The organism is Lachnospira sp., assembly GCF_016290755.1.
Lineage (GTDB): Bacteria > Bacillota > Clostridia > Lachnospirales > Lachnospiraceae > Lachnospira > Lachnospira multipara.
This window is the reverse complement of record NZ_JAEEVD010000047.1, coordinates 1-20217: the sequence shown is the minus strand read 5'-3', so window position 1 is coordinate 20217 and position 20217 is coordinate 1. Positions and strand designations below refer to the sequence as shown.

Genomic DNA, 20217 nt, shown 5'->3' with positions numbered 1-20217 from the left:
TACAGAAGGTCATAGATTTACTTGAAAGCGGTGAAACTAATATAGATATTGTTCAAGAAAAACTTGATGAGGTCGTTCGTGCTATAAATGATTTACAAGAAGAATTTGATGAAAATGACAGTGAAATTGAAACAGTGGCGCGTGATAGTATTGGAGAAACTGTTGAGTATATTTTAGAGTGGTTTGGCATTCCCATTGAAATTGAAGAGGCAATTAGAGAACGAGAGTGGTAATTGCCAATTTCATATTCGTATGAATTATTGTTGGAGGATACACTATGAATGTCCAATTGCTTTAAAATGCTGTTCGTAGGTCTGAAGTGTCTTGATTTTTGTGCCTTGTGCGTGCTTGATCCGCAGATATCTGCTGAACGCGTCAGAGGCGGAAGTCGTTGAAATTTGGGGCATTCTGATGATTTTGCTTCTTTTGGCTTGCATACTTGATTCCTCCTAAAAGTGCCAAAAATCAAGCACGCACAAAACAGCATATAAAAAGACCGAGAATACTTGAAATTCCAAGTGTTCTCGGTCCCTTTGGTCGGAGTGTCGGGACTTGAACCCGAGGCCTCTTGACCCCCAGTCGCATAAGGGGAGTTTTATCTAACGTTAGCCAGGTCCGGGTCGTATTACTGAACACCTTGAAATTTCAACGTTTGTGGGCGCGCCAAGAGTGCAGGAGCCGATCAGCGTTGAAAAATAAAAGGATCTCTAATTCGAAAAATCTGTTAGAGATCCGTTAGAAAAAAGCATTTTGACAGTTAGTCAAGCGGTCTGCTTGTTATTGTTTCCGGCCTGAAATCAATAGTATCTCATATAGACAAACTTGAATTTGTTAAACAAATATAATAAGCGCAAGACCTAAGATTATTAGAACTATGCCAATAACAAACTCTATCATTCCTACCCGCTTTGCATATTCTTCATTCTTTCGACCAGCTTTAAAGTCTGCCTCAAAACCATTGATAAGATTATACTTGTTCTTGAAATAGATAAAGTATCCAAACAGAAAGAACGCAAGTCCCAACAATATAGCCAGTACCTTTACGACAACCATAAATACACCTCCATAAATCCCGATTTAGTGATATCCCGTCAAACTGGAATTGTTAGCACTCTGTCTTATTGCACCGGAGGCATAAAGCATAAAATGCAATCGCCAGAAACTGTGATACCACAGACACAGTGACAAGATACACAGGATTCAAATCATACAGGGCACCGAGAAGCCAACTGCCCAGAAACCACGCAATACCAAATCCTGTCTCAAATATTCCGAAACCGGTGCTTCGCATGGAACGCGGGACGATTCCGCTGACAGCTGCTTTCATAATACTTTCCTGCGCACCCATTCCAATCCCCCACAGAATTATCCCAGCTCCGATCAACCAGGCATTTCCAGTCATAAAAACAAAACATGAGAAGAATGTGCTGCATAGTGTGGAAATGATCAGAGCCTTCAGCCCGACCTTATCATAAAGCCAGCCAAAGAATAGTGCAGCAAAGGCATCCACAGCCATTGCCCCAGCATATAGCAGGCTGAGCATGGATTCATTAAATGCTCCGGTATTAGCCGAATGAAGTGTGATCAGGGTGAAGTCTGCAAAGCCAAAAGCAAAAAAGCAGATGGCCGCCATGAACAGAACAAATGACTTCCTGAATTCAAAGCTTGCCGGTTTATCTTCCTGCTTTTCAAAGATCTCCGGATCAGGGTATCTTATCTTTGCTGTCAAAACAAGAGCTATGGTGATCATTGCAGGAACAAGCAGTATCGCAAAAGAGATCCTATATGTTGTAAAAAGGTCGTCTGTACCTTTTACAAGAGCTGTTACAAAAAGCAGTACCGGTCCGAGAAACGCGCCAAGCTGATCCAGAAACTCCTGATAGGCAAAGCCTTTTCCGGTTCCGATCTCGCTTGCCGCAAAGCTTACCAATGTGTTTTTGGCAGGCTTTTTTATCGCTTTTCCGATACGCTCCAGGATCACAAGACCGCAGGCCCAAATCCAGCCATGTTCAGGTACGAGTGCCAGTGCAGGAATCGCCAGAACCTGTATTACATAGCCTGTGATAACAAATGTCCAGTATTTCTTCGTTTTATCTGCTATAAATCCGGATATGAGCCTTAGTGAATACCCGCACAATTCTCCTATACCGGACACAAATCCGATGGTTGCAGCGGATGCCCCTGCGAGGTTCAGATATTCGCCCAATATGCTTCTGGCGCCTTCATGAGTCATGTCCGAAAACAGACTTACGATTCCCATCAGGGTTATAAATGTTATGGCGCCAGACAAAGCCCTTTTTTTATCCATGTTCTACTCCACTAATCCCGATTTGCTGATATCAATCGTGTCCATTCGTCCCCAAAAGGTTCTCTACGTACTCCTTAATTGATTTCCAATCCTTAACCCTCTTAAAGTTTTCATTTGGAAAATCACATTCCTGATTCCAAGGTCTATCGAATACCATAACTTTCAAATCCGGAAAATGCTCCAGATAAGGGATTGCAAATGGAGAATCTTCCACTGCAAAGTCAAACTGCATCTGGTAAAAATCCTCCAGTTCCAGATTATGCTCTCCCGCTTGATAAAATGCGTCCCTGCCATATTTATTTAGGCAAAACAGCTTCACTCGCTCCAAACCATGCTCATCCAGCCACTGGCGAGATGGTTCATACGCACTATAAGGTCTACCGGTGATGATATATACTTCATGTCCTCTATCTAACCACTCATTGATCACCTGGGAACATCCAGGAGTCTCTTCATAGGACAGTAAAACTTCCGGGCGATGTCCCTCCTCCATCAGAAGCTGATACTCCTCTTCGTTCAAATCAAAGGTCTTTTGGAGATTAAAGAATCTCACATCTTCATAAGGAACCTTTTTATCAAAAAGCCTTGCAGCAATCTCCGTGAAAGACTTTGCCGTCTCACATAAACAATCATCAAAATCTACGTAAAATACCATTTGTTCTCTCTACTTCCTCCAAGCCTACACGAAAGCCAGAATTGCCCGACTAGCGTACCTCTGTCATATACCTGTTATAAAGATCTCTGTACTGTTTTTTTAACTGCAAATATAACTCTCGAATCTGGTCGTTCCTTGAACACAGAAGGTAGTCTTCGTCCTCCATGATTTTAATCCATGGTGCAGCAGTAGTATAATCCAATATCGGGTCATCCGTTCTCTTGGATAAACGTTCCAAAAAGACCTGCATGACGCTAAGATAATTACCACCATCTTCTCTCGCTTCACACAGTTTATCTATTTCACTTTTAAACTCAACCAGAGATTTGGCGATATATAATCCCGTTTTATCATCATCGCCAATATACGTGTCAAACGGAGTTGCCCATTTTGGTTCTGTAGAATCTCCAATTCGTAAAATAGATTTCTTATATAATCTAGTTAATCCATCAAAATATTTGTTTGTGGAATAGAACACATCGACAGAATCATACAAAATATGCTGGCATATCTTAGCGTTTGTCGAAATATCCGTAATGTCAGTCCTTGATAACCAAAACGTGTAACCAATATCAGCTAATCCTTCTATAAACACTTTGTCTTCTTCAAAATAAAAATCTATTCTTCTGTTACGAAAATCCGCGTTGTGCCTAGTCGCAGCAGTTGGTTCAGAAAGTAGCATGTTTAGATTACCAATTTCCTGAGCAAGTATATTATTGTTCGTTTTCTGATTCTTAAATATAAAATGTTTCATATTCCTCTCCTGCCTCGCTATACTCGTCCATCTTTAGAGCCTTACCATCTTTCAACTACTGCTGACGACTCTTCTCATACGCCTCCCGTAACCCCTTGATATACGCGTGATAGGTTTCCGAGATAGGGAAAGAATCTGTCTTAGAGACGTAGTCAAAACCTTGTATATCCGGATTCGAATATAACTTTTGCATAAAATCGAAGTCTCTTTGCCCTAATCTATGTAGAATGTTCGCCAAGGTTTCATCCACGAGATAGCCTATCTCCGTGTCCTTTTTATAGCGTTGTCCAAAAAAGGCTTCATACTCTACTTCTTCGATAGGGCAACTATGTCTACCCCATGCAGTATCCATATAATAAAATCGATTGTTAAACCCTTGGAACCCTAAATCCTTATAGGGATTTACATTCGGGATTGATATACTTTTTATATACAACATATTTTTTTCTGAACCTCCTAACCCCGTCCCCATGGGACCATTTTGCAACCTACAAACTCCGATTTGTTAATTTCTTAATAAATAATACCATAACACCATTTAATATCCAAATTAATTTTACTATCTACATTTTTTCAAAATTAGCCATTTAAAAATTTAATTTTTAAAAATTACTAGCTTTCTTTAGTCTACATTATGTCTACATTTTTTCAAATTTGATCTTTCAAATTTCAAAAGAAAAATTTTCCGATTCTAAAAATTTCATTTTGAAAAATGCCTTAATTTAGGTATTTTTTTATACTTTGTCGTCTTTTTCTTAAATTTAACTCGAACAAGTCTTTCTAAAGCCGCATAAATACTGAATTCTAAAAAATCAAATTATCATTTTTATTTTTATTAAGTTTATTGAATATAAAATTTACTACGATAATGTCGACAATTTTAGAGTAAATTTTTGTTTTTTTAAATCGAATGTAGACAATTTCAGAGTAAATTTTTTCTATGTAGACAAAATTAGAGTAATTTTTGATTTTTTTCGCCTCAATTTAAAATATTTTGTATACTTTCAGTATATTTTATACTGTAGTTAGTATAATATATTGTCGTTTTTTTTAGACTTCAAAAATCGGCATGTCTACATTTTTTCGATAAATAGGGCATTTTAGAAATTTTAAAGAAAAATTTCAGACTAAAAAAAGAAAATTGTAGATAAAATAAGAGTATTTTTGCGATTTTTTGTAAAAATTGCTCTACAAAAAAATTTTTCAAAAAAAACGTAGACAATTTCAGAGTAAATCAAGATAGATGTAGACAATTTTAGAGTAAATCGTCGAAAAAATCGAGACTTTTCCACAATTTGTAGATATTTTACAAGTAAATACTTCAATTTGATAAAACCACAAGATATTGATAAACTCACAATAAAAAAAGGGGGTGAAAGATCTTGGATAAATTTGCTAATATCGGAAAAATTGTTATAGTTCCAGCTCTTGGTATTCAGAAAAACTACTCTGAAACAAGAAGCGTCGAAGTTCCAACTTTAGACTTTACTAATACAAGATGTAGTAATTGTATTAATAAATCAATCATTAACGCATTTCCTAAGTCATCAACTAAATATCAGCAAGCCTGTGATAACTGTAATAGTTGTCCTTACAAGTCTTTCACTAACCAGACCGTGACTGAAACAGTATATCATAATGAGAAAAATCAATTTGGTTACAAACCAATGCTTAAAGCTAACGGAATTAAGCTTTTACTACTACTCCACTTCTATCATCCAGATAGACATGGAATTATAGAAAACCTTGATGTTTTAGATTTAGCTAAGCAGCTTAATTGTAATCCAAAAACAATATGGAATAACCTCGAACTTCTAACAAGTTATTCATATATTGATTACGTTAAGTCAGATACTAATAAGGTTACAGTAATTATCAATAATTTCGAAAACTACTATCTTCCAGCAAATAAGGGAGGTCGTGGTTTTATTGTGTTATCTAGAGAACTTCTTAACAATTTAATTGCTATTAAGTCTTTAGTTGCGCTTCGAATTTATTTACGTGAGCTCATCAATCTTGATCAGACAAACTATAACGGAATCGTAAGTATAGATTCAGTAAATATCAAGGATATCAAGCGAGGCCTACCAGACTACTGCAAGCCTTGCATTATTAAGAGCTCTCTTGAAACACCAACTGACATTTTCAAAATCAACATCGAGAAGAAGATTATCAAGTTTACAATTAATGAGAAGTTCTTAGCTAAAAAGCAGAAAGAAAACCTTACTAATGAGTATGAGAAAATGTTTACTCAATTTGTAATGGACTTCAATAGAAACATTCCTATCATAAATTCATCTGGTCAGTATGAAAAACGATTTGAGGACTTCTTTAAGGATGAAACATGTGAATCAGGATTTAAGTTATTGAAATTTAGTCCAAAAGAAATTGAAAATATTTCAAGAATTGCTGTTCATTATTCTTATGATTATGTAATTGATGTAATACAAATTATTTACAAGAGCTATTATTTAACCAATCGTCAAAACGATATAAAAGACGTTGGAGCCTTGATAAATTCAATATTACGATCTCAATTTAATAACAAAAATTTGGCTGCTTAAAACAAGTAGTCTTCTTTTTGTGTCCAGAAATTTTAAAAATTCACTTTCTCGTTTAATTTTAGCTCATTTTTCCTCTAAAAATATTAAATTATCATTTAATTTCCACATTTTTCAGTCATATTTACCCTGAATTTTAAAAAAGATTTAAAAAGTTTTATAAATAATTGAGATTTTTATTCTTTTTACTAGAAAGTTTTCGACATTTTCTTGAATGTATTCAACAGTTTTTATCAGCTTTTCAACCATAACTTTTAAGCTTTCAACCTACAAAAAAACTATTCGACTTTTAGGAAAATGTATTCAACATCCCTTAAAAGATTTCAACAATCCGCAGCAAAGAAATTTACTTGTGAAAATCGTTGAAAACCGCACCATTACTGTGATTAAAAGAATTTGATTTATCAATTAATGTTAATAATTAATGTATTGTATTTATGTTTATAAAAAGAGTATCTGGAATATATTTATTGATTTATAAATTATATAAAAAAGAATTTTTAATATCGTTTTAACGATAGAAAATGTTTATAAAGTTACAGGATCTCATTATTTAAAGCCAACAATTTATAATTTTATTGCTTAATTTATGATAAAATCTTTTTCCTTTAACATTTTTCTGAAAGTATTTAAAATTACTATATGAATTATAAAAATTTAGGAAGTAAATTTTATTTTGGAGAATTTTCTTCTCTATCAAGCTCTTTTTAATTACTGTGATTAATAATTTAAAAGGGCTTGATTTATTTCTCCAGAAAATAAAATCTACTTCCTGCTCTATTTTTCTTAAAATTTTCTTTTTTGTGTATAAATCCAAATAATTTTTAAAATTATCCACAAAAAACTATAGCTTTATTTTGTCCATATAGCGACTTTTTTATTTAAAAGGATAAATTAATTGGCTTTTAACAAAAACGTCTATATGAGCAAATTAGAGGTTATTTAAAAGGTCATCCATTCTGCTCTTTAATAATTCGATTCTGAGACGCAAATCTGCATCATTTTTGATGACAGTTTTGTTATTCTTCAAAATATCAAAATTATTTTCAAGTAAATTTAATGCCTGTTCTGTTTTTGCAATTGAAGAAATTCTTTTTAATTCTGAATCTGAAATTGCAGTGTTGCGTTGCTCTTTTTCTTTTTGAGCTTGCTTTAACTTTTCAAGGTTAGTTTCTAATCTAGCTCTTTCCTTTTCAGCCTTATCCTTAGCTCTAGTTATATACTTGAGTTCATCTTCAAGATCTTCCTTGCTCTTAGTTGGCTGTGGAACGCTAGTAATCTCATTAAGCTTGTTTTCTAGAAGGGTAAGCTTTTCATTTTTCTCTTCTAATTCTTTGGAAGCTTGCTGAAGTTTTTCTTGATATTCTTTAGCTTCTGCTTCCTTTTCTTCTGAGAGCTTCTTGATTGACTTATACTCTTCATTTTCAACCTTACCATTGTTCTTAATAAGATTTAAAATTGACATCTGAGCTTCTTCATCGAGCTTACCAAACTTATCAGCCTGGTTAAGATCAATACCGTTAGAGTTAAGTAATTCACTGAGTTCTGGAATTAACTTCTCGGCTGTAGTATATTTTCTTGCCTGTCTTTCACTGATGTTAAGTTGCTTAGCGATTTCAGCGTTAATATTGCTGATTTCACCCTTTAATTTCTTTGCTTCGTAAAGCTCTTTTAGACGGCTAACTTCCCATCTTTTTACTTCCATTGATGCTTCTCTTACATCATGGTTAGCAGATATAAGCATGATTTCTTCATCAAGTTCGCTTGTTGTCTGCTTTTCAACCTTACAAGGAATACCTGATGGGAAAAGGTTGTTATATTCTTTATCTGTCATTGATGAAATAGCATTAAAACGTCTTTCACCAGATACTAATCTATATGTGTTTGTATCTACGTCGTATAATACTGATAGATTGTGTCTTAGACCATTTACTAAGATACTTTCTTTTAATGCTTCAATACCATCCTGACTGTACATTTCATTCTTAGGGTTTGCCTTAATCTGCTCCTTTGGAATGAACTTAAAGTTATATTGAGTTCTTGCTTGAAGATCCTTCATCTTCTCTCCAGCGTTGCCTAAATTACCTGATTTGGTTGTTCCTGCGCTAAAATTTTTTTTAGCCATAATTACTTTTCTCCTTTCAAGTATTTTGCAAGTTCTCTATAGTGCTTGTTATCCATTAATCCTAGATAATTTACAAGCTCTATATAATCCTGCGCTGCGCCACATCTCTTATCGTATGTTAAAAGTGGTTCAAATGTTGTATTTGACTCATTTACAGCAATACTATTTCTGATGTATGGCGGAAGGAATTTATCTCCGAACATATTTTCATAAGACTCAAACATCTGCTTAAAAAGTGTTGTTCTTCCAGCTACTCTTGTCATGAAAATACCTGCAAATTCAATATTTAAATTGTACTTTTCGTTTAATTCATCAACTGAATCTATAAGTGACATTAATCCATCATATGAGAAATTATCTACACAGATTGGAGTAATAATCTTATCACTTGCACACATTGCGCATGTTGTTAAATATGATTTAAATGGTGAATTATCGATGATGATATAATCGTATTTCTCTTTAAGAAGTGCTAAATTATGACGTAAATATAATTCAACGTTAGTTTCTTTCATCTTGTCATAAATTACATATATTAGATTGTTTAATTCTCTTGATGCGGATAATATAGAAATGTTCTCGTATTCTGTTTCTGTAACATAATATTCGAGTTCTTCAAGATTATCCATCTTACTACAAAACAGCTGTTCATAGTTCTCATCTTCTATTCCCTCTGATAAACCAAACATTTTAGTTGTGTTCATCTGTGGATCTAGATCAATTAGAAGAGTCTTATAACCAGAAATTGCTAAAATCTGAGCAATTGTGATAGACGAAGTTGACTTACCAACACCGCCTTTTTCATTAATTAAGCTGATAACTTCAGACATAGTTGACCTCCCTTATTTCATCTAATATTCATTATACATCATATATTTTTTCATTCAAGGAGATTTCATCAAAAAGTACAATAATTTTGAACTGAGTTCAAGATTTTACCATCTGTTTTTGAAAAACAATGGGATTTTATAGAATTTATAGCTTATTTCTAATGCTTTCTCATCATTTTTTACTAATTATTATGAAAATATATCTAGATAGCTGCTAAAAAATGAACTGAGTTCAAACTATATTACAAACTATATTAGATGCTTTAATTTTCAACATTTATCTTCAAATCATCCTCAAGTATTGTATCAAAGGAATATTTTGAACTGAGTTCACAATGCTTATATCCTACTCTTCCAGTTAATCCCTGGAAGGCGAATGTTTTATGTTATCTAATAAGTTGAACTCAGTTCATTTTCTTTGTTAATTTTATAAGATATTGTGATTGAATTTTGAATTCTAACTGAATTAAATTTTGAACTGAGTTCAAAAATAATCCAAGTTATTTAGATTTATGTAGACTGGATTATGAACCAATTAATGATTAGCATTCATTAAAATTTTTCTTTAAAGATTACTGATTTAAAATTGAACTCAGTTCACAATTATAATCCATAACCAACATAAAACTACAAATTTACAAATTACTAATTTACTTAAACTATATCATACCTTATTCAGCACTTTACAATAACAGATCTGAAAATTATATATCTCCAATTTTGAACTGAGTTCACTTCTCATTAAAGAAATATGAAAATATAGCAATTATGCAATACCAAACACATATAAACATACGTTCTTTGTTTCACGTGGAACAAGAACTCAAGGAATTAGAACTATTTGTGATTTTATTAAATCTTTAGGTGATTTTACATTTTAATCATGATAAAATAATTAATTGTATGACGACGTAAGTAAAAGGCTTTAAATCTTATATTACAATGATATTAGCAGTTAGTTTTTATTAGAATTATGAGCATTTCCTTACAAATCACACGAAACTAAGAATAAGAGGTAGATTTAATGACATTTGAACGTTCTTATAGAATCGGTGTAGAGGATATTGGCTATGAAAATTTAGCCACAAACAAAACAATTTTAGAGATTATGGAAGATATTGCGTCAGTTCACTCAGCTTCTGTGGGCTTTGGCGTTAAGGAAATACAGGATAATAACGCTGCTTGGGCACTACTTGATTGGAAAGTAAAGGTTATTAGAAGACCAGATTATGACGAAGAAATCAAGGCAGTTACTTGGTCTAGAAAGGCTGACAGACTTTTAGCTTACAGAGATTTCAAATTATTCGATAAAGATGAGAATTTAATTGCAATTGGCAGTTCTAGATGGATTTACATGAATCTTGAGAAGCGTAGACCAATGAAGATTACTGCAGATATCATGGATAGATATGAGTCAGAGGATGTTTCTGTTTTTGATGAAGAAATTGCCAAGATCGATATCTCAGCTCTTGAAAATAAGCAGGAAATTGCTAGCTTAAACTATAAGCTTAGACGTAGAGACATGGATTATAACGGTCATATGCATAATATCAGCTATATTGATATTGCAAATGAAGTTCTTCCGGAAGAATTATATTTTAATAAGCATTTTTCTGATATTAGAGTTGAATACAAGAAGGAAATCCTAAAGGATGACGATGTTGTGGTAAAGTATTTCCAGGATAATGACAGAGTTTTGGTAACTTTTGAGACAGAGAATAAGCTTAATGCAGTTATAGAATATAAAAATTAAAGAAGATTGAAAGAAATAGGCCCTTATGGTATACTCAAATTAACAAAGATAGGTTAATTTAGCATACTTAAGGGCCTTTTTTAATGCTTTTGAAAATGTATTTCTAACGGCCAAGAGTTTACTACCAATAGCCTAAAAGGAGGGATTTTTATGACACTAATTAATAAAGAGAAGTTTTTAAACGGTGTGGGAAAGGCTGTAGATGCTACTAATAATGCAGCTGATAAGGCTGAAGCTTACATCAAAGAGCACGAAATTGACAAGAAAACAAAGAAAGTAGCATCAGAAGCTGGAAAAACAGCAAAAAAGATTGGTAAAAAAGTAGGATCAAAGATTGCAGATTTTATCGAATAATGTTTTACGTGAAATATTGAAAAACTAATTATAAAAAGAGCTAAGGAATTTAGTTAAAACAATTTTACTGATAAATTAAGTAAAATATATGTCTAATACTCAGAAAGCTAGATTTCATGCGCCTTTGTTGATCTTGAAACTGTATGACTTTGTATGAATTATGTGAAAAGGTTTTCACATTTTTAAAGTTTTAATGCGCTAAAGCCGCATAAATACTGAATCAATAAATTGTGTAAAATCTAGTTCAAGACAAAAAATCAGTAAAATTTTTCAAAATAAGACAAAAAATCAGTAGTATAATATAAAATCGGTGATATAATAATACTTGTTCGTGAGACAGAAACGAACATTGAAAAAGCACAGAGACATGAAGGTTAATCTCCATATTCCTTCGTGTTTGACTATATTTCTATCCCCTCTACTCATCCCCGGTCCCCCAGGCCGGGGACATTTTTTATATAAAACTATAATTCTATAGTAAATTCCAAAGTATGTTTTTTAAAACAATTAATAACAAAAGCAAGGAAGAGTTAATATTTAGATAGTCACAGAATTAAATAATAATCTATACTAATATATTGACTATACTGTTTATATAACTTATAAATATATTATATAAGGAGAATGAGTTAAGTAATCAGAATTGTTGATAATTGTGATTTAATGTGTTTAAATGTACTCAAAGGAGTAAACTACTATGAACACATCAAATATCACAAATTATAAACCAAAAGATTTTGCTGAACTATTAGGTGTATCTGTTAAGACATTGCAACGCTGGGATAGGGAAGGAATATTAAAAGCAAACCGAACTCCAACCGATAGGCGTTATTATACTTATGAACAATATCTTCAGTTCAAGGGCATAAATACAGAAAATGATAATCGTCAGACTGTTATTTACGCCAGAGTTTCTACAAGAAACCAAAAAGATGATTTGCAAAATCAAGTGTCTTTTTTAAGACAGTTTTGTAATGCCAAAGGGATTATCGTAGATCAATATATTGAGGATTATGGTAGCGGTCTAAATTACAACCGTAAGAAATGGAATGAACTATTAGATGAAGTAATGGAACAAAAAATCAAAACTATCATAGTTACACATAAAGATAGATTTATCAGATTGGGCTATGATTGGTTTGAAAAATTCTGTAAGAAGTTCAATACAACCATAGTGGTAGTAAATAATGAAGAGCTATCACCACAGGAAGAACTTGTACAGGATATTGTTTCAATCCTTCATGAGTTTTCTTGTAGGCTGTACGGACTTCGTAAGTATAAAAAACAAATAGAAAGGGATGAGGAAATTGCTAAAGAGCTTCAAGACAGAAATCAATCCGTCAAAGCAGCAAATAGCCAAAATCAATAAAACTATCGGAACTTGTAGATATATTTACAATTTCTATCTCGCTCATAATAAAGAACTTTACGACAAAGGTGAGAAGTTTATGAGTGGTAAGAGTTTTAGTGTCTGGCTAAATAATGAATATCTTCCAAATAATCCTGATAAATTATGGATTAAGGAAGTAAGTTCAAAATCAGTAAAGAAGTCTATTGAAGATGGGTGTACTGCTTTTACAAAATTCTTCAAACATCAAAGCGGATATCCTAATTTCAAGAAAAAGGATAAGTCCGATGTAAAGATGTACTTTGTAAAGAATAATCCAAAAGACTGTGCCTGCGAAAGACATAGGATTAACATTCCTACTCTTGGTTGGGTGAAACTAAAAGAAAAAGGTTATATACCTACAACTAAAGATGGATGGAAAATTAAAAGTGGTACAGTTTCTAAAAAAGCGGGTAGATACTATGTTTCAGTTCTTGTAGAAGTCCCTGACAACAAGATTGCCAATAATTCTAACGAGGGAATTGGTATAGATTTAGGATTAAAGGATTTTGCAATCGTTTCTAATGGTCACACTTACAAGAATATTAACAAGTCAGTAAAACTTAAGAAACTTGAAAAACAATTACGTAGAGAGCAAAGGTGTCTCTCACGTAAGTTTGAAAATTTAAAGAAAGGAAAAACCACTCAAAGAGCAAATATACAAAAACAAAAGCTTAAAGTGCAAAAACTTCATCATAGGATAGACAATATTCGAACAGATTACATTAACAAAACAATAGCAGAGATAGTGAAATCCAAACCGTCTTATATAACTATTGAAGATTTAAATGTATCAGGAATGATGAAGAACAAGCATCTTTCAAAAGCTGTCGCATCGCAGAAGTTTCATGAATTTAGAACTAAACTTAAAGTAAAATGTGATGATAATGGCATTGAATTAAGAGTTGTAGATAGATTTTATCCATCATCAAAACTATGTCACTGCTGTGGTTCTATTAAAAAAGATTTAAAACTTTCAGATAGAATCTACAAGTGTGAATGTGGCTATATTGAAGATAGAGATGTTAACGCAAGTCTTAATTTAAGAGATGCTGCGACTTACAAAGTTGCATAATCAAGCAATTGTAAGTATGTACCGAAGGCTATTTTCGGGAATTAACGACTGTGGAGTGTACAAGAACTTGTGAGTAGTGTGTTACTTGTAACCACAAAAGCATACACGTTGAAACAGTAAGTAATGTTCGTGAGAACTTACAACATCTCGATGTGAGTATATTTAATCACATTTTGAGTGGCAGGTATATGCGATGTACGAAAAACTTTTTACAGAGCATAATATCGGCCCCGTGACAGCAAAAAATAGAATAGTTTTTGAGCCAATGGGCAATTATTATGCAGAGCTTGACGGTAGCGTGTCGAAGCGTGACATAGCTTTTTATGCTGAGAGAGCAAAGGGCGGATGCGGTATCGTAATGACAGAAGTAGCTTCTGTTAACAGTAAGACTGGACGTGGTAATCTTCGTAACATTTGTACAGACGACGATAAATTCATACCCGGCTACAAGGAAATGGCAGATGAGGTTCACAAATACGGATCGCTGCTTTTCGTTGAATTGTACCACCCGGGATGTCAGGGAATTGCTCCAATTAACGGCGGTTCCATGGCTTCACCAAGTGGTCAGGAAAGCAATTTGATTCATATGCCCACCCACGAAATGACAGTGGAGGAGATTAAGGCCACAGTTAAGGACTTTGTGGACGGTGCTGTGAGAATGAAGAAAGCAGACGTTGACGGTGTTGTTCTTCATGCAGCACACGGTTATTTATTGTGTGAATTTATCTCGACCTATACAAATCACCGTACAGACGAGTACGGCGGCAGCATTGAAAACAGAGTGCGCATCATTAAGGAAATTATTGAGGGCATCAGAAAGGAATGCGGCGACTATCCGATAATTATTAGATTTTCAGCAGACGAATATATGCGTGAAATCGGCATAGAAGGCGGCATGGTTTTAGAGGACGCTGTGGAAATGGCAAAGCTTTTCGAGCAGTACGGCGTGGATGCCATCGACGTTTCTTCCGGAAATTATGAGACTATGAATTGGGCTTGGGAGCCAACCGGATTTGATGAGGGTTGGAAGATGAAAAATGCGGAAACCATCGCAAAGGCAGTATCTGTCCCTGTTATTGGCTGTTCCGTTATTAGAACTCCTGAGGGCGCTATGGAATTTTTAGATCGTGGCGTGCAGTTTGTAGGTTCTGCAAGACAGTTCTTCGCAGACCCGGATTGGGGCAACAAGGTTAAGGAAGGTCGTGTTTGTGAGATAAGAAAATGTATCTCTTGCCTTAACTGTATGGAAAGCCTCATGGTGGCAAATGAAGACAACGGAATCAGAGCACAGTGTACAGTAAATATCGAGGGTGGCGATGAAATCACCTACCTTCCACTAAAGGAAGATGGCGCTGGAAGAAAGGTTCTTATCTTAGGCGCTGGTCCGGCAGGTCTTGAAGCGGCAGTAGTTGCGGCACGAAGAGGATTTGTACCGGTTATTGTTGAAAAGGATTCCTGCATTGGTGGTCAGCTAAATCTAGCAAACAAGCCACCTAAGAAGGAAAAAATCACATGGCTTATTGACTATTATCAGGCAATGCTTGATAAGTACAATATTAAGGTCTGTCTAAATACTGAGGCTACATTTGACTTAATAAAATCTGAGAACCCCTACAAGGTAATTAACGCTATTGGCTCTTCGCCTGTGCTACCAGGAGCAATTAAAGGCCTAGATCAGCCATTTATCATTACACCTCTAGAGGTATTATCAGGAAAATGTAAACTCAGTGGCAAAAATATTTGCGTCGTAGGTTCTGGTATGACAGGAATTGAAACAGCGGAATTCCTACAGGAGCAGGGAAACAGTATCGAGCTTTACGAAATGGCAGATGACATTGGCCCTGGACTCTTCTTCCAGAATTTAATTGACGTAATGGGTAGATTAGCACCAGGAGGCTGTAAGTTCTTCCCTAAGCATCAACTTTTATCTGTATCAGAGCATGAAGCTAAGTTTAAAAAGACTGACACTGGCGAAGAGGTTACAGCTAAGTTTGATAATATAGTAATTTCTCTTGGAACTAAATCAAATGATTTAGACGAGGAAATTAAGAAGAATTGCCCAGAGGTGATTTCTGTTGGCGATGCTTCTAAATCAGGTAGAATTAGAGCGGCCCTAGAGGATGGATATAAGGCGGCAATTAGTTTATAGGTTAGCAATAAGCTTATAAGCTAATATTTGTGGGATAAATAAAATATTAATGGGACAAACTTTGAGATGAAGCTTCAAAGTTTGTCCCATTTTTTATTGATAAAAAATTTTGTTTAATTAAATTAAACCAAAAACAATTTGACAAAACCTATCCTCTTATGTTAGATTATTGTCCTGTTAGCATATGCTAACTAAAGATAGGAGGAAAAAACTTAATGAGAGGTAAAATTTTCGCATTATTAATGACTTTAACTATTTTAGCTACAGCAGTTATGGGATGTGGCACTAGTTCAAAGAGTCAAGAACAAAAGAGTGGAACATCTGTAGAGGCATCTGCAGAATTTCCGATTACAATAGAGCATGCTTTTGGTGAGACAACTATTACAAGTCAGCCTGAAAGAGTTGTAACACTTTCTTGGGCTAATCAGGATGCTATATTAGCTTTAGGCGTAGTTCCAGTTGGAGTATCTGCAGCAAACTTTGGTATGATGTCAGAGAATAATCTTCACCTTTGGACAGAAGAAGCTTTTAACAATTTAGGAGAGACAAATCCTAACGTATTTAACGATGAAACAGGTTGGGATTATGAAGCAATTGCTGCAGCACAGCCAGATATTATCGTTGCTTCTTATTCAGGTATGACTGAAGAAGAATATAATTTACTTTCTGAAATTGCTCCTGTAATTCCATACCTTGAGACAGCTTGGAAGACTAACTGGAGAGAACAGACAATTACTAATGCTACAGCAATTGGTAAGAAAGAAGAAGGTGAGGCATTAGTTGAAGAAACAGATGCACTCATTTCAGATAAGTTAGCTAACTACCCAGAATTAGAGGGAAAGTCAGCAGCATTCTTCTGGATCTCACAGGATGACATGAGTACATTTTACGCATACTTACCAGCTGACCCACGTGCTTCATACCTAAACGATTTAGGATTTACAACACCAGAAAGCATTCTTTCTTTAGCTTCAAGTACAGAGGATTTCTCAGTTACAATTTCTAGAGAAAATGCAGAACTTTTAAACGATGTAGACATTATGGTTGTTTATGGTGATGAGGGCTTACTTGAAGCATTAAAGGCAGATCCTTTAATGAGTCAGATTCCAGCAGTAAAGAATGACGCAGTTGTATTACTTGATTCAACATCAACACTTGCAGCTGCAACAACACCATCAATCCTTTCAATCCCATATTCGATTGATGAGTATTTATCAGCATTAAGTGAGGCAGCAAAGAATATCGATGAAGAATAAGAAAATTGCATTTGTATTTTTTCTTGGAATATTTATTTTAATGATAGCTGCTTTTGTATCTATAAGCTACGGAGCAAAATCCGTAGCTTTTTTAGATGTAGCAAAGGCAGTGTTTGGCGGTAAAAGCACAGATTACAATATAAATGTTGTAAAGGCTAGAATTCCAAGAACAATTTTTGGAATAATTGCAGGAGCGTCCCTTAGTATTTCTGGGGTGCTAATGCAGTCCATTACTAAAAACCCAATAGCAGATCCAAGTATTTTAGGGGTAAATTCCGGAGCCTCTTTATTTATAGTGGTTGGAATTACATTTTTTAATATCCAATCAAAAATGTCATATATAGCTTTCGCCTTTTTAGGTGCCATGTTTGCAGCACTTTTAGTTTATAGACTTGCATCTTTTGGATTTGGTGGAGCAACACCTATTAAACTAGCGCTTTCAGGTTCAGCTATTAGCATTGCATTATCATCTATCATAAGTATGATTGTAATGCCTAACAGTAACGTCATGACAACTTATAGATTCTGGCAAATTGGAAGTATCGGTGGCACAAATTATGAGGATATTAAACTTATTTTGCCTATTACGATTTTGGCGATTATTGTTAGCCTTTGTATGTCAAATAGTTTAAATACCCTTTCTTTATCTGAGGAAACAGCTATTGCTCTTGGCTTAAATGTAAATCGAACTAAGATCATTGCAGCAATCTGCGGTGTTTTACTTTGTGCTACAACAACAGCCCTTGCGGGGCCAATTAGTTTCATTGGTCTTATGGTGCCGCATTTTGTAAGAATGCTAATAGGTTCTAATCACGCTCCACTTATAGCAATTAGCGGCGTATATGGTAGCTCAATTCTACTTTTCTCAGATGTTTTAGGTAGAATTTTAGGACGTCCCGCAGAACTTGAATCAGGAATAATGACAGCTCTAATTGGAGCACCAGTTTTCATTTTCTTGGTCAGAAAGGCAAAGGTTTCTAATCTATGAGAAAGAGTAAGAGAATCTACGTTATTAAATTATGTATATTAGCAGGTCTTGTTTTAGCTTTGGCCTTAATTAGCTTGTGTTTTGGAACGGTAAATTACAGTCTAGACCAGGTTTTTAAGGTTTTATTGAAAATGAGTAACACCGGGGCCTTCATCATTACCCGCTTAAGACTTCCTAGAGTTTATGCTGCAATTCTATGTGGTTTGGCATTTGGAATTGCTGGTAATATTTTTCAGACTTTACTTAACAATCCTCTTGCAAGTCCAGATATTATCGGGGTTTCATCAGGATCAACAGTTGCAGCGGTGTACTGTATTTTATTTTTAAGATTAAATAGAAATCTAGTATCCTTTATTTCTGTAATTGCAGGAATTGTGGTAGCTTTGGTGATCTATAAAATTTCATACAGAGACAAATTTTCAACAAATCGATTAATCCTTGTAGGAATCGGCTTTCAGGCCTTCTTTAGTGCTTTGACAAATTGGATGATTATGAAGGCGGCGGAATATGATGTACCAACGGCCATGAGATGGTTAAATGGTAATTTAAACGGCATAGTTACTGAATCTTTGCCAATGCTTTTTATAGTTGTTATAGTTTGTGGTTTAACAGTTATTGGCTTTAGACATAGCCTTCAATCTATAGCATTAGGTGAGCAAATCGCAGTTATTCATGGTGTTAGGGTAAATCGTGTTAGAGCACTTTTAATTATATGTGCGGTTATGCTAATTGCCTTTGCAACAGCAATTGCAGGCCCTATTGCTTCGATTGCATTTTTGTCGGGTCCTATTGCAGCAAGAATTTGCGGAAGAAATCAATCCAATATATTATCGTCAGGTTTAGTTGGGGCAATTCTTGTTCTAGCTGGTGATTTTGTAGGTGAAAACCTATTGGCAACAAGATATCCAGTTGGCGTAGTTACAGGAATTTTAGGGGCTCCATACTTGATTTATCTCTTAATTTATCAGCACAGGAAAGGAAAGGCATAATGAAGAAACACACACTTTTAGCTAACAATATTTGTGTAGGTTATGGCAATGAAAATATATTAAAGTCGGTAAATTTGCACATTCCTGAGAATAAAATCAGTGTTATTCTGGGTTCAAATGGTAGTGGTAAATCTACCCTTTTAAAAACATTTGCAAGATTATTATTACCAGCCAAAGGCGAAATTTTACTTGATGATAAGTCTTTGCTTTGCATAAAATCTAAGGAAATCGCTAAAACTATCGGCTTACTTCCACAGACTTTAATTGCTCCAGAGGGCATAAAGGTGGAAGAATTAGTATCAAGAGGCCGTTTTCCTTATAGAAATTTCATGTCGCCTTTAAAGTGCGAAGATTACAGAGCCATAGAAGAGGCAATGGAAGCAATGAAAATCAAGGATTTGGCGGAGAGAAGTATTGATGAATTATCTGGTGGCCAGCGTCAGAGAGTATTTATAGCTATGGCATTAGCACAGGAAACTGATATTTTATTTTTAGATGAACCAACCACATACCTTGATATTGCTTATCAGATAGAGATTTTAGATCTTTTAAAGGAGCTTAACATGACTAAGAAAATCACAATAGTCATGGTTTTACACGATATTAATCTCTCTTCAAAATACGCAGATTATATCTTTGCAATGAAAAATGGAAAGCTTCTTACAGAAGGCACACCAACTAAGATTGTGGTGCCAGAGACCATTAAGGAAATCTATGGAATCGATAGTGTTGTTATTCAGGATCCGATTTCTGCAAGTCCTATCGTAGTTCCAATAAGTTCGCATGATTATAACTTTGAGAAATAATATGTGAAATATAATATCAAAACGAAGAGGTTAAATGATGATTTAACCTCTTCGTTTTATTACTATTAATGTTTATTTGAACGCAGTGTAAGCAATCCCACGCTTCAAAAGCGTAAGCTTTAAGCGGGGGTATAAAGCTTACTAGTGTCAGAAGGGGTTAAAGCCCCTTCTGACAGGTGGCACAAAGTGCCACTGCGTTCATGAGGAAGTAGCGAAGCGGATTCCGA

Annotated in this window: 17 protein-coding genes; 11 read left to right on the top strand and 6 right to left on the bottom strand. The window is 34.6% G+C overall.

The genetic code is table 11. The annotated features are described in order from the left end of the window. The coding region (locus tag QVA17_RS10200) for a DUF5713 family protein (RefSeq protein WP_287388685.1) at positions 1–233 on the top strand (233 nt) is incomplete at its 5' end. A 598-nt stretch (positions 234–831) separates the two neighbouring features. Here QVA17_RS10200 and QVA17_RS10195 read toward each other — a convergent pair. Genes QVA17_RS10195 through QVA17_RS10180 form a run of 4 tightly spaced genes read right to left on the bottom strand, consistent with a single transcriptional unit; the run spans position 832 to position 3717 of the window. Beyond that, positions 832–1053: a DUF3784 domain-containing protein gene (locus QVA17_RS10195; protein ID WP_287388683.1), complete on the bottom strand. Its 222-nt coding sequence runs from the start codon at positions 1051–1053 to the stop codon at positions 832–834. A gap of 52 nt (positions 1054–1105) precedes the next feature. After that, positions 1106–2308 (bottom strand): MFS transporter, encoded by a 1203-nt coding sequence (locus tag QVA17_RS10190; RefSeq protein WP_287388681.1) that lies wholly within the window; start codon positions 2306–2308, stop codon positions 1106–1108. A gap of 31 nt (positions 2309–2339) precedes the next feature. Further along, positions 2340–2963, bottom strand: coding sequence for a 5' nucleotidase, NT5C type (locus tag QVA17_RS10185; RefSeq protein WP_287388680.1), 624 nt, complete (start codon positions 2961–2963; stop codon positions 2340–2342). Between the two features lie 49 nt (positions 2964–3012). Beyond that, a complete protein-coding gene (locus QVA17_RS10180) occupies positions 3013–3717 on the bottom strand; it encodes a hypothetical protein (protein ID WP_287388678.1) in 705 nt (234 codons plus the stop codon). A gap of 1382 nt (positions 3718–5099) precedes the next feature. On the opposite strand from QVA17_RS10180, the gene QVA17_RS10175 reads away from it, so the two are divergent. Then, positions 5100–6281: a hypothetical protein gene (locus QVA17_RS10175; protein ID WP_287388676.1), complete on the top strand. Its 1182-nt coding sequence runs from the start codon at positions 5100–5102 to the stop codon at positions 6279–6281. A 928-nt stretch (positions 6282–7209) separates the two neighbouring features. Here the strand turns inward: QVA17_RS10175 and QVA17_RS10170 are convergent. Both QVA17_RS10170 and QVA17_RS10165 read right to left on the bottom strand, forming a co-directional pair. After that, positions 7210–8403, bottom strand: a complete 1194-nt coding sequence (locus QVA17_RS10170) for a ParB/RepB/Spo0J family partition protein (protein WP_287388674.1) — start codon at positions 8401–8403, stop codon at positions 7210–7212. 2 nt (positions 8404–8405) lie between these two features. Next, positions 8406–9233, bottom strand: coding sequence for a ParA family protein (locus tag QVA17_RS10165; RefSeq protein WP_287388672.1), 828 nt, complete (start codon positions 9231–9233; stop codon positions 8406–8408). A 1024-nt stretch (positions 9234–10257) separates the two neighbouring features. Here QVA17_RS10165 and QVA17_RS10160 point away from each other — a divergent pair. The 9 genes from QVA17_RS10160 to QVA17_RS10120 all read left to right on the top strand — a co-directional run bounded on the left by QVA17_RS10160 (position 10258) and on the right by QVA17_RS10120 (position 19990). After that, entirely contained in the window at positions 10258–10986 is a 729-nt protein-coding gene (locus QVA17_RS10160) for an acyl-[acyl-carrier-protein] thioesterase (protein ID WP_027431533.1), read from the top strand. Between the two features lie 150 nt (positions 10987–11136). Beyond that, entirely contained in the window at positions 11137–11340 is a 204-nt protein-coding gene (locus QVA17_RS10155) for a hypothetical protein (RefSeq protein WP_027431534.1), read from the top strand. Positions 11341–12052: 712 nt separating this feature from the next. Further along, entirely contained in the window at positions 12053–12709 is a 657-nt protein-coding gene (locus QVA17_RS10150) for an IS607 family transposase (protein ID WP_287388687.1), read from the top strand. Beyond that, a complete protein-coding gene (locus QVA17_RS10145; protein WP_287388668.1) occupies positions 12639–13802 on the top strand; it encodes an RNA-guided endonuclease InsQ/TnpB family protein in 1164 nt (387 codons plus the stop codon). The genes QVA17_RS10150 and QVA17_RS10145 overlap by 71 nt, the downstream gene beginning before the upstream one ends. Positions 13803–13995: 193 nt before the next feature. After that, complete coding sequence (locus tag QVA17_RS10140) at positions 13996–15951, top strand: oxidoreductase (RefSeq protein WP_287388666.1); 1956 nt, start codon at positions 13996–13998, stop codon at positions 15949–15951. A 215-nt stretch (positions 15952–16166) separates the two neighbouring features. Next, the gene (locus QVA17_RS10135) at positions 16167–17207 is read left to right on the top strand and encodes an iron-siderophore ABC transporter substrate-binding protein (protein ID WP_287388664.1); all 1041 of its coding nucleotides are present in this window, start codon (positions 16167–16169) and stop codon (positions 17205–17207) included. Next, positions 17197–18195 carry a FecCD family ABC transporter permease gene (locus QVA17_RS10130; protein ID WP_287388662.1) on the top strand — a complete coding sequence of 333 codons (999 nt, stop codon included), beginning with the start codon at positions 17197–17199 and terminating at the stop codon, positions 18193–18195. The genes QVA17_RS10135 and QVA17_RS10130 overlap by 11 nt, the downstream gene beginning before the upstream one ends. After that, the gene (locus tag QVA17_RS10125) at positions 18192–19184 is read left to right on the top strand and encodes a FecCD family ABC transporter permease (RefSeq protein ID WP_287388660.1); all 993 of its coding nucleotides are present in this window, start codon (positions 18192–18194) and stop codon (positions 19182–19184) included. Before QVA17_RS10130 ends, QVA17_RS10125 begins: the two co-directional genes overlap by 4 nt. Further along, positions 19184–19990 carry an ABC transporter ATP-binding protein gene (locus QVA17_RS10120; RefSeq protein WP_287388658.1) on the top strand — a complete coding sequence of 269 codons (807 nt, stop codon included), beginning with the start codon at positions 19184–19186 and terminating at the stop codon, positions 19988–19990. The genes QVA17_RS10125 and QVA17_RS10120 overlap by 1 nt, the downstream gene beginning before the upstream one ends. Positions 19991–20217 lie beyond the last annotated feature (227 nt).